Genomic DNA, 11,708 nt, shown 5'->3' on the forward strand with positions numbered 1-11,708 from the left:
ATGCCATGCGGGCATGTTTGCATGCGGATTTTCTGGCGCCCGCCGTTCGGTTATAGTACAATAACGCTTAGTGACTGAAGTCAGAAAGGAAGTAGTGCACGATATGTATATGGCAAAAGATTGGCAAGATTACGAAGTCATCGATACCGGGAGCGGCGAGAAATTGGAACGCTGGGGCGATGTCATCCTGCGCCGCCCGGATCCGCAAATTATATGGCCTATCGACCGGGAGACGAAGCATTGGCACCAGGTTCACGGCCACTACCACCGCAGCTCTTCGGGAGGCGGCAGCTGGGAGATGAAGAAGCCGGTTCCGGAACGCTGGTCGATACAGTACCGAGACTTGAAGTTCCATATCCGTCCGACCAACTTCAAGCATACCGGGCTTTTTCCGGAGCAAGCGGTGAACTGGGCCTGGATGATGGAGAAAATATCGCAGGCGAACCGCCCGATCAAAGTGCTGAATCTGTTCGCCTATACGGGCGGAGCAACCGTCGCATGCGCTTATGCGGGCGCGGAAGTATGCCATGTGGACGCGGCCAAAGGGATGGTGCAGTGGGCCAAAGAAAATGTGCAGTTGTCCGGCCTCGGTTCCCGGCCGGTTCGCTTCATAACGGATGATGTGTTCAAATTCGTGCAGCGCGAGGAGCGCCGCGGCAATAAGTACGACGCCATTATCATGGACCCTCCATCCTATGGCAGAGGTCCCGGCGGCGAAACGTGGAAGCTGGAGCAGAGCTTGTACCCGTTCCTCGCCTCCTGCTTGAAAATCATGTCGGACAACCCGCTGTTCCTGCTTATCAACTCCTATACGACCGGGCTCTCCCCCTCCGTGCTGAGCAATTTGCTCAGCATGACGATGAAGAAGCGGTATGGAGGAAAAATTACGAGCGGCGAGATCGGACTGCCGATCACGCAATCGGGACTGGTGCTTCCATGCGGCATCCTGGGACGCTGGGAGGCATGACTCCCGTGCCGAACATAGACATCCTGCATGAAGACAACCATGTGATCGTCGCCGTCAAGCCGCCGAACCTGCTGTCTCAGGCCGATGATACGGGGGATATGGATATGCTTACGGCGATTAAGCAGGATTTGAAGATACGCCATAACAAGCCGGGCAATGTATACCTTGGCCTCGTTCACCGGCTGGATCGCCCCGTCGGCGGCGCGATGGTGTTTGCGAAGACCTCGAAGTCGGCCTCGCGGCTGTCGGATACGGTCCGCAAGCGGGAGCTGGGCAAGGAATATATCGCCGTCGTGCATGGCGTTCCCGCCTCTCCGCACGGCACCCTGAAGCATACGCTGCTCAAGGATGCCCGGACCAATACGGTCCGCGTCGTCCCTGCCGGAACGGCGGGAGGCAAGGAAGCGGTGCTCGACTATGACGTGCTCGGGAGCGCCGAAGGCATGTCGCTTGTGCGGATTGCGCTGCACACCGGGAGACCCCATCAGATTCGCGTCCAGATGAAGGAATTGGGCTGCCCGCTGTACGGAGATCAGAAATACGGGGCCGAGTTGAATCGGCCGGGCCAGCAGCTTGCGCTCTGGTCGCGGCGGTTGACCTTCCCCCATCCAGTTACGAAGATGGAGATGGAGTTCTATTCCGCCCCGCCTCATGAATACCCTTGGACCATATGGAAGGACAGCATCCTTGGCTGATGCCGCCTTCGTCTCAAGGGAAGGGAGTTGCACACGTTGAACAAGTATCGATGGATAGACGGCAAGAGATTCATTTGCGCCATGCTGGTCATTCTGCTGCTGACGGCCTGCGGATCCCTCGCCCCCAAGCCTCATGCGCATCAGGGGCAGGCAGCCGCGCTGGAGGCGGGAGAGGAGCAACAGGCGGCCCCGGACACTGCCGGGGAGGCGGTGCCGGCATCGACAGACGAGACTGACGCCGCAGCGGAAGCCGAAGAGCCCCCTGCTGAAGCCGAACCGTATACGCTGAGCGGCAGGCTTCTGGCCGTGGGCGATATTATGATGCATTCGCCGCAGTTCCCGGCTTATTTGAATCCGAAGACCGGCAAGTATGATTTCCGCGGGTTCTTCGCGAACGTGAAGCCGATTTTGCATGAAGCCGACTGGTGCTGGGCGAATCTGGAGACCCCTTTGCTTGGGGGCGAGAAGGTGTATACGGGCTACCCGATGTTCAATGCGCCGCCGGAGCTGGCCGACGCATTGAAGGACGCCGGCTTCAACATCGTCACCGCCGCGAACAATCATACATTGGACCGGCGCGAGCGCGGGGCGCTGCGAACGAGAGAAGTGCTGCAGGATCGCGGATTCGTCACGAAGGGCATCTCGGCTTCCCTGTGGGAATCCAAACAGCCGACATTGTTGGAGAAGAACGGGATATCGATGGGGATTCTCGCTTATACATACGGGACGAACGGAATCCCGCTTCCCAAGGATAAGCCCTACCTCGTCTCCCTTATTGACGAAAAGCGCATGATCGAGGATATTCGGAAGACCCGCTCGGCGGGAGCCGATGTCGTGGTCATCGCCCTGCATTTCGGAACCGAGTACGAGCCGAAGCCGAACAAGGAACAGATCCGGCTGGCGCGCAAGCTCGTCCAAGCCGGAGCGGATGTCATTCTTGGCTCGCACCCGCATGTGCTGCAGCCTTATGAGCGCTTGACCGTCAAGGAGAAAGACGGCCAGACGCGGGATGGACTTATTATTTATTCATTGGGTAACTTTATATCGAATCAACGAGGAGACGGCACAGATGTCGGTGTCATCTTCGGCGTCACGATCGAAAAGCAGATGCCGGAAGGGACGATCGAGCTGAAGGATATTTCGGCGGAGCCCACTTGGGTGCACATTCATGGGCCGCATGAAAAACGCAAATATAGCGTCATTCCTCTATCCCCGGTCTTGAAGGATAAGAAGGATACACGGTTCACCAAGCAGCAGCGGGAGCAGATGTCCAACATGAAGCAGCGGGCGGCCAGCCACATCGCCTCCATGTCCGAAGTGCCGGTGCTGCTTCAGGCACTGCCGGCCCGCTAACGAGAACGGCCCCGGCATCACGAGGATTAACGCTTCGTCCCGGCCGCGACCGCCTCTGCATCGGGCGCAGGGGCGGCCGGCTTGTTCGCCAGCTTGCCCAGCAGCAGAATGAGCAGCTGCTGATTATGGGTGGAGATGCGATGCAGCGTATCATTCCAATACGATTCCCGAATCTCGATGCCGCGCCGCATCTCTTGTTCTCCGAACGGGGTAGCCTGAATCCACACGATTCGCCGATCGGCCGAGTCGCGTTCACGCATAATGAGCGCGTTCTTCTCCATCCGATCGAGCAATGTCGTAATCGCTGCCGGAGTCGTCGCCAGATGAGGCAGCAGATCGGAAGGCTTCACCTTGCCGTACTCCGCCACGAGCTCAAGAACGACGAGCTGGCTTTCGGTCAGACTAGGCGCCAGAGCTTCATCCATTACCCCCTTGTAATCCTTCGACAACTTCGACCATAGCTTGGCAAATTCGGTTGCATGCATGTCCGCTGCTTCCCCCTTTTCTCCGTGCCGAGTTCAATTACGCCAATATCCGATTCCCAAAAACAAGTAAATTATACCACATGATCCACGCGCGGTCATCATGTCTGCCGCGCTCTCGTACTTTGTTCCCCTCTCCCGCCTCGGCTCCGGGCCGGATTTGCACGCCGCGGGCCTGGTGCGCATACGATAAGACATAGGCGAATGTCCCGATTGATTTCCATACCGAATAGCGAGGAGGAATGCTGATGAAGTTCACCGATGACGAGCTTATCCATAAGGCCGTGAAGGCCGGGTTCCTGCAGCAAGACCCGCAGTGGGTCGACCGGCTCGATGAACCGGTGCCCCTGCGGGTCCTGTTAGAATGGATAATCCGAATGCATGATGATCTGCATCCTCCGCACAAGCCGTATGATTAATCGCCCCGCGGGACGATCACGACCGCCGCTGTAATTTCTTCCCCTTTGTCCATAGGCACGAGGGAGCGGCCTTGCGCCTTCCGGTCCATCAATGGCGCTTGTTCGGTCAGCAGCGTATGGGCATGTCCCGCATCGGTAATAAACGTAATCGGATAGGCGGTCTTGCTGAAGAAGGCGCCGATCAGGCGGGTTCCATTCGGTTTCACCCGCTTCCCCTCTTTGAACTCGAAGGTAGCGATCCCTTTGCCGCCGCGTCCTTGAGTCGGATAGTCGAGCAGCAGCGAACGCTTGCCCCATCCGAGATCCGATATGACCGTAATTTCTCCTTCGTCTCCCATGACTTGAAGCGCCGCAGCGACATCATCGTCTTCCTTCAGTTGAATGCCGCGCACGCCGCCGGCGGCCCGTCCCATCAGGCTTACCTCTTCTTCGGCGAAGCGGATGGACATCCCCAGCTTCGTGACAAGCATGAGATCGTGCGAACCGTCGCTTGGCAGCACCGTCATCACTTCATCGGACTTGGCGACCTTGCAGGCCGCGATCGCCCCGGAACGGTTCGTCTCGTACTCCTTGAGCAAGGTGCGCTTCACCTGGCCCCGCTTGGTGACGAACAGCAGGGAGGAGTGCTCGTCGGCGAACGATTTGACCGGAATCACGCTCACGATCCGATCTTCCTTCCCGATCGGAATCACATTCACGATCGCCGTGCCGTTGTCCTTCCATTTGAATTCGGGCAGCAGATGAACCGGCAGGGAGAAATATTGCCCCCGCTGCGTGAACAGCAGCAGCCGATCCAGCGTATTGACCTCGAACACTTGGCGGATATAGTCGCCTTCCTTCACGCCGGAGCCTTCCCACTCCCCGCCCGAACGGGTGAACGAGAGCAGACTCGTCCGTTTGATGTAGCCTTCGTTCGATAAGGTCACGATGACATCCTCGGCATTGACGATCACTTCCAGGTTGACCTTGATCTCCTCGACCTCTCCCTGAATGACCGACCGTCTGTCGATGCCGTACTTATTGCGAATCTCGTTCAGTTCCTTCTTAATCACGGAGAGCAGCTTGCGCTCATTGTCCAGTATCGCGCGGAACTCCGTAATTTTTTTCTGGATGTCGTCCAGTTCCTTCGTCAGGGCCGTCAGCTCCAGATTGGTCAGACGGTATAATTGCAGCGTCAGGATGGCATCGGCTTGCCGCTCCGTGAAGCCGTACTTGTCCATCAGATTGGCTTGCGCATCCTGACGGTTCTTGGAGCCCTTGATCGTCGCGATGACATCGTCCAAAATATCCAATGCTTTGACCAAGCCTTCCAGGACATGGGCCCGGTCCTCCAGTTTGTTCAGATCGTAACGGGTGCGATTCGTAACGACTTCCTTCTGATGGCTGATGTACTGCTCCAGCATCGGCTTGAGGCCGAGCTGCTGCGGCGCCTTGTTCACGATCGCGACCATATTGAAGTTGTAGACGATCTGGAGATCCGTCTTTTTCAGCAAATAATTCAGAATTCCGTTCGCATCCGCATCCTTCTTCAGCTCGACGACGATACGCAGGCCGTCCCGGCCGCTCTCGTCCCGAACCTCCGCAATGCCGTCCACCTTCTTCTCCAGCCGGATGTTCTCCATGGAGGTGACGAGCCGCGCTTTAACGACTTGATACGGAATCTCGGTAATGACGATCTGCTGCTTGCCGCCGCGGATATCCTCGATTTCCGTCTTCGCCCGAATGTAAATCCGGCCCCGTCCGGTCCGATACGCATCGCGAATGCCGTCTTCCCCCATAATAATCCCGCCCGTCGGGAAATCGGGCCCATGCACGATCTGCATCAGATCGTCCAACTCCATCCCCGGCTTGTCGATCAGCGCGGTGCAAGCATCGATGATCTCGCGCAAATTGTGGGTAGGAATCTCGGTGGCGAAGCCGGAAGAAATCCCGCTGACCCCGTTCACAAGCAGATTCGGAAAGCGTGCGGGCAGAACGGAGGGCTCCTTATCCGTATTATCGAAATTCGGACGGAATTGGACCGTATCCTTCTCAATATCTCTCAGCAGCTCCATCGCTATCGAAGACAGCCGCGCTTCCGTATACCGCATCGCCGCTGCCGGATCGTCATCCTGCGAGCCCCAGTTGCCGTGCCCGTCTACGAGCACATGTCCCATCTTCCAAGGCTGGGCCATGCGCACCATGCCGTCATAAATTGACGCATCCCCGTGCGGATGGTAGTTCCCCATGACGTCCCCGACGGTCTTCGCCGACTTGCGGTACGGCTTGTCCGGGGTATTGCCGGATTCATACATCGCATACAGAATGCGGCGCTGGACCGGCTTGAGGCCGTCCCTGACATCGGGAATCGCACGATCCTGGATAATATATTTGGAGTACCGGCCGAACCGGTCGCCGACAACATCTTCCAGAAACGCTGGTTTGAATTGTTCCGATACGCTCATCAGTTTCTCACCTTTCTATTCCTCGAACTCCGCAAAATCCACATTCTCCACGATCCAGCGCTTGCGCGGCTCCACCTTGTCGCCCATCAGCGTCGACACTCTGCGCTCCGCCTTGGCCGCATCCTCGATGCGAACCTGCAGCAGCGTGCGGGTCTCCGGATCCATCGTCGTCTCCCAGAGCTGGTCCGGATTCATTTCCCCGAGCCCCTTGTACCGCTGAATCTCGGCGCTCGATCCGTACTGCTTCATATAGTTGCTTAGCTGTTCATCGGACCAGGCGTAGCGTACCGACACATGCTTGCCCTTTTTATGCGTAATTTTATATAAAGGCGGCTGTGCTATATACACCTTGCCTTGATCGATCAGCGGCTTCATATAGCGGTAGAAGAACGTCAGCAGCAGCACCTGAATATGCGCGCCGTCGGTATCGGCATCGGTCATGATGATGATCTTGGCATAGTTGCTCTCTTCCGCCTCGAATTCCGTGCCGATGCCCGCTCCGATCGCGTGAATGATCGTGCGGTACTCGTCATTCTTCAAAATGTCGGCCAGTTTGGCTTTTTCCGGATTCAACGGCTTGCCCTTCAGCGGCAAAATCGCCTGGAAGCGCGAATCCCTGCCCTGCTTCGCCGATCCGCCCGCCGAGTCCCCTTCGACGATGAAGAGCTCATTGCGCGTATAATCCTTCGATTGGGCCGGCGTCAGCTTCCCGTTCAGGTTCGAGCTTTCGCTCCGCTTCTTGCCGCTGCGCACATCTTCTCTCGCCTTGCGGGCCGCCTCGCGCGCCTTGGAGGCCTGGATGGCCTTTTTGACAAGCATCTGGGCTACCTGCGGATTTTCCTCCAGGAAGATGCTCATATGCTCGGACACGACCGTATCGACCGCGCTCCGCGCAGACGCGCTGCCCAGTTGATCCTTCGTCTGTCCGACGAATTCGACATCCGACATTTTCACGTTGATGACCGCCATCATGCCTTCGCGCAGGTCGTTGCCGTCGAGATTTTTATCCTTCTCCTTGAGAAGGCTGTTCTTGCGCGCATATTCATTCATCACGCGCGTGTAAGCGGTCTTGAAGCCCGTCTCGTGCGTGCCCCCGCCGCGCGTCGGAATCGAGTTGACGAACGAAGCGATCGTCTCCGTATAGCCGTCATTATACTGAAGTGCGACCTCCACTTCCGTATCGTCCTTCTCTGCCGCGAAATGAACGACTTCACTCAGCACATTTTTGCCTTCATTTAAAAAGCGGACAAATTCGCTTGCCCCGCCTTCATAGTAGAAGGTATCCTCCTTGCCGGTGCGCTCGTCCTTCAGCGTGACCTTTAGGCCTGAGTTAAGGAAGGCGATCTCCTGCAGCCGCTCGGCCAGATTGTCGTAGCTCAAATGAATGTTCCCATGGAACACTTTGGCATCCGGCTTAAAGGTTACCTTCGTGCCGGTCTTGTTCGTATTGCCGATAATCTCGAGACCGGTCACCGGCTCCCCGACATGCTCCGTCCCGTTCTCCTCCGTCCACGATTCGAAGCGCTGTCTATGAATATGCCCATCCCGGAAAATCTCCACCTCGAGCCACTCCGAGAGCGCGTTCGTTACCGAAGCGCCGACTCCGTGCAAGCCGCCTGACTTCTTATACCCTGCGCCGCCGAACTTGCCCCCTGCGTGCAGCACCGTATAGACGACCTGCGGCGTCGGCACGCCCGTCTTATGCATGCCTGTCGGGATGCCGCGCCCGTTGTCGCGTACCGTCACCGACTGGTCCTTATGAATCGTTACATCGATCTGAGAACAGAACTTGGCCAAATGCTCGTCCACGGCATTGTCCACAATCTCCCATACCAGATGATGCAGACCCGAGGAACTCGTACTGCCTATGTACATGCCCGGCCGCTTGCGAACCGCGACAAGCCCTTCCAGGACCTGTATATCGTCCGCTCCATAGTCCCCGTTCCGGTTCTCCGATGCTCCCTCGTTGCCCGGCAGCTGTTTGAACAAATCGATTTGCTCGACCATTCCAGCTCCTCCTTCAATCCTTCATTCAAATGTATCTGTCATAATCAAAAGAAAATCTGTCGCATCCGTAGGACAGGAGAACACTCCCACCATGTATATCGTCCGGATGCAAACAGATGTTTCGCATTCTTGATAAGTTTGTCCGAAAATCTATACGAACAAGGAAAACAAGTACTTGTATATTCTAATTCAATATATCCTGTTTCGTAAAGACGCGGAATGCGACAATCAATCCGGCGGCTCCCCATACCGTTAATACGGCGAGGGAGAAAGGCAGCGTCATCCCTTCCACGGGAGCCGGGGTTCCCGCCAAATAATCCGTCAGCTTCAAGTTAATCATGAATAAATATTTCGCTGTCGGCCAGGAAGAGGCCATATTATATAGAATCGATCCGGCGATCAAGGTGGCCATCAGCGTCACGATGCTGGCTGCCGTGCTGCGGACAAGCACTGAAATCATGAAGCCGAGCGCTGCGACGACAATGCTCGAGAACCAGACCAGTCCGAGCTGCATCAACATATAGAGCCAGGAAGGCACCGTATGCACCGCCTCGAAATTGACATCCGTTCCGCTTAAAGAAAAACCGGTGAAAATCGGATAGGTCCAGCCGCCGTAACCGAAGATGAGCCCGGAGATAAGATAGGACAGCAGCGCGGTCAACAATACGATGATGCCGGTGAACATCATGAGCACGATCCATTTGCTGAGCAGCACCTTCCAGCGCCGGATCGGCCGGGTGAGCAGCATCTTGATCGTGCCCGTCGAACGTTCGGAGGACACGATGTCGCTCGCGATCGCCATGACAAGCAACGGAATGAACAGCGTGACGGCATTGTCCAAAAAGGTACGGGTAAAGGTAACCCCGTTCGGGTCGCTCGGATTGATATTGTGATCGAGATTATATTGAAGCTGCTGCAGGACGATGCGCCGGTACTTCTTCCATTCCTCCGGCACCCGGTCGCTGCCGAGCGAGTTCTGGATGTCCGTAATCCGCTGCTGCAGCTCAAGACGCCAGTCTTGCTGGAATTTTTCGCGGTTGTTTTCCGCGATTTTCATTTGCGCATAAGTGAAGACCGGAATAATGATGAGGAGGATAAGCAGGATGACATAGAAGCGGTTCTTCCTCAACACTTTGATCGTCTCGTTCTGAACCAAAGGCAACAGGCTACTCAATGCGCTCCCCCTCCGTTATCTCCAAAAATAGCTGTTCCAGGGTCGGCATGATGCGTTGGATTCCTTCGACTTCGATACCCGCATCCAGCAAGCTTCGGTTCAGCCCCGCAATCCGATCCGGAGCCGTCTCCGTCAATATCGCGTCCTCCGGCAGCCCGACAAGCGCCGCGGCGTCGATAACGCCCTCTTCCCGGCTGTAGAACCGGACCGCTCCGCTGCGCTCCAGAATCTCCCTCGCCTTGGCGGCCGGCTGCGCCTGCCAGATGACGAATTGATTTCTTCCGGTCAGCAGCCGCTCGACATCATCGACAGCCAGCACTCTCCCGCGGCTAATTATCGCGACGCGATCGCACATCAACTGAATCTCGCTCAGCAAATGGCTGGAGACGAACACCGCCATGCCGCTGTCGGCCAACTCGCGAATAAAGGCGCGAAGCTCCTTGATGCCGAGCGGATCCAGCCCGTTCGTCGGCTCATCCAGAATAAGCAGCTTCGGCCGCCCGAGCAGCGCCTGCGCGATGCCGAGACGCTGCCGCATGCCGAGAGAATAAGTCTTGACCCGGTCATGGATCCGGTTCGACAGGCCGACGATGTCGACGACCTCCTGAATTCGTTCGGGTCCCAGCTCCGGCATCATGCGGGCGAAATGTTCTAAATTTTCCCACCCGGTCAAAAAGTTATACATCTCCGGGTTCTCGACAATCGAGCCAACATAGCGCAAGGCCCGCTCCGGCTCGCGATTCACATCGAATCCGCACACTTGAATGCGCCCGGTTGTCGGCTTAATGAGATCGACCAGCATGCGGATAGTCGTCGTCTTGCCCGACCCGTTCGGGCCGAGAAAGCCGAAGATTTCCCCTGCCCGCACGTCGAAAGTGACATCGTTAATGATGGACTTGCGGCCGATTCGCTTGACGACTTGCTGCACCGACAGTACGATGGATGAATCCATGCTCATAAGCTTCCTCCTCTCACGCGCTCCTTACCGGATGCTCTGGACGATGCGCTCCGCGATCGCCTGGTAGCCTTCCCCGTTCGGGTGAAAATGATCCGAAGACAAATAACTTCCGATATTTTGCTGGAACAAGTCAAACGTCGGGACGAGCAGCATATTCCCGTCCTGATTGATGATGCGGAACGCCTCATCGTTCCATTTCTGAACGACCGTATTTCCGATCTGCTTCATTTCCTTCAGATCCGCGAACGGATTGTAGAGCCCGACATAGACGATCAGCGCATCCTGATTCCAACGGCGGATGCCTTCCAAAACGCGCTTCAGATCGGCCGTCCCCTTCTCGGTCTTCGCCAGCAGCGCGCGCTCATCCAAAGCGGATGGACTCATTTGCTCGCTCTGCGCGCTCTGGAACAAATCATTGCCTCCAATCGTCAGCAGAATAACATTCGCCTTCTTCAGCACATAGCCGATGCTCTCCTGCTCAACGCGTTCGGCTAGCTGCTCCGCCCTCAAGCCGTTGATCCCCATATTATTAAGCAGCGTGACCGGCTTATCGGTATCTTCCTTCAGCAATGACACCGTCCGGCGCACATAGCCCTCGCCTGTGCCGTCACCGGTTCCTCTCGTCAGCGAATCGCCGAGCGACGCAATCAATAGCTCCTTCGAACGGCTCGTCTCCTCCACCGGAGGCAGCTTCATCTCCGGCTTATCCGTGAACGGAACGGACGCCGGCCGCAAAATATCCGCTACCCCGAAGCCAAAACCGATGACGAGCAGAACCGTAGACAAACATCCGAATATAACAATCCAGCTCCATAATTGCGAGATCGGTCTGCGATGCATAGCCATCCTCCCTCAACATCATTGCCCGAGCAACCGGAACATCCTCTGCAAATGGCCGACTCGTTACGTATACTGCCATGCGACTGACAATACATACTTATTTTATTAGAATACCTGTTCGCGTACCGTTTTGCAAACGAGCCCCCCCGCTCCGCAATAAAAAAACCCTCTGGGACAAGCGGGCTCGTTCATTGACTCCCAAGCCGCAGCAAGTGAGCGGCCGGCATTCTCATTCTCCCAGCCTTTGACTGCTCTTTTCATCATTCTCCCTTTCCGTCAGGTTCATTTCGCAGTCAAACTGGTCCATTCTCTTTTGCAACCTCTCCCGTCTCGTCAGGAGAGGTTGTCTTCCATTTGCGCGCTCAGGCC

Annotated in this window: 10 protein-coding genes; 4 read left to right on the forward strand and 6 right to left on the reverse strand. The window is 56.5% G+C overall.

Going from position 1 to position 11,708, the window contains the following annotated elements; all coding sequences use genetic code 11:
- Positions 1 to 103: 103 nt before the first annotated feature.
- From L6439_RS15765 to L6439_RS15775, 3 genes are read left to right on the forward strand one after another with little or no spacing between them, the layout of a single operon-like run.
- Positions 104 to 967 carry a class I SAM-dependent methyltransferase gene (locus L6439_RS15765; RefSeq protein ID WP_168179356.1) on the forward strand — a complete coding sequence of 288 codons (864 nt, stop codon included), beginning with the start codon at positions 104 to 106 and terminating at the stop codon, positions 965 to 967.
- Positions 964 to 1,662 carry an RluA family pseudouridine synthase gene (locus tag L6439_RS15770; RefSeq protein ID WP_213468271.1) on the forward strand — a complete coding sequence of 233 codons (699 nt, stop codon included), beginning with the start codon at positions 964 to 966 and terminating at the stop codon, positions 1,660 to 1,662. Before L6439_RS15765 ends, L6439_RS15770 begins: the two co-directional genes overlap by 4 nt.
- A gap of 36 nt (positions 1,663 to 1,698) precedes the next feature.
- On the forward strand, positions 1,699 to 3,015 hold the full coding sequence (locus L6439_RS15775) for a CapA family protein (RefSeq protein WP_213468270.1): 1,317 nt from the start codon (positions 1,699 to 1,701) through the stop codon (positions 3,013 to 3,015).
- Between the two features lie 26 nt (positions 3,016 to 3,041).
- Here the strand turns inward: L6439_RS15775 and L6439_RS15780 are convergent, their stop codons facing one another.
- Complete coding sequence (locus L6439_RS15780) at positions 3,042 to 3,500, reverse strand: MarR family winged helix-turn-helix transcriptional regulator (protein ID WP_168179353.1); 459 nt, start codon at positions 3,498 to 3,500, stop codon at positions 3,042 to 3,044.
- 245 nt (positions 3,501 to 3,745) lie between these two features.
- On the opposite strand from L6439_RS15780, the gene L6439_RS15785 reads away from it, so the two are divergent.
- Entirely contained in the window at positions 3,746 to 3,916 is a 171-nt protein-coding gene (locus L6439_RS15785; RefSeq protein WP_168179346.1) for a hypothetical protein, read from the forward strand.
- Here L6439_RS15785 and gyrA read toward each other — a convergent pair.
- From gyrA to L6439_RS15810, 5 genes are all read right to left on the reverse strand, one after another.
- Positions 3,913 to 6,360: a DNA gyrase subunit A gene (gyrA, locus tag L6439_RS15790; protein WP_213468269.1), complete on the reverse strand. Its 2,448-nt coding sequence runs from the start codon at positions 6,358 to 6,360 to the stop codon at positions 3,913 to 3,915. The two genes, L6439_RS15785 and gyrA, sit on opposite strands and share 4 nt — an antisense overlap.
- Before the next feature lie 15 nt (positions 6,361 to 6,375).
- Entirely contained in the window at positions 6,376 to 8,367 is a 1,992-nt protein-coding gene (gene parE, locus L6439_RS15795; protein WP_168179351.1) for a DNA topoisomerase IV subunit B, read from the reverse strand.
- A gap of 184 nt (positions 8,368 to 8,551) precedes the next feature.
- Positions 8,552 to 9,541, reverse strand: coding sequence for an ABC transporter permease (locus tag L6439_RS15800; protein WP_213468268.1), 990 nt, complete (start codon positions 9,539 to 9,541; stop codon positions 8,552 to 8,554).
- On the reverse strand, positions 9,534 to 10,499 hold the full coding sequence (locus L6439_RS15805; protein ID WP_168179349.1) for an ABC transporter ATP-binding protein: 966 nt from the start codon (positions 10,497 to 10,499) through the stop codon (positions 9,534 to 9,536). Before L6439_RS15805 ends, L6439_RS15800 begins: the two co-directional genes overlap by 8 nt.
- A gap of 24 nt (positions 10,500 to 10,523) precedes the next feature.
- Positions 10,524 to 11,339, reverse strand: coding sequence for a GDSL-type esterase/lipase family protein (locus L6439_RS15810; RefSeq protein ID WP_168179348.1), 816 nt, complete (start codon positions 11,337 to 11,339; stop codon positions 10,524 to 10,526).
- Positions 11,340 to 11,708 lie beyond the last annotated feature (369 nt).

The sequence above is a fragment of the Paenibacillus dendritiformis genome, assembly GCF_021654795.1.
Classification (GTDB): domain Bacteria; phylum Bacillota; class Bacilli; order Paenibacillales; family Paenibacillaceae; genus Paenibacillus_B.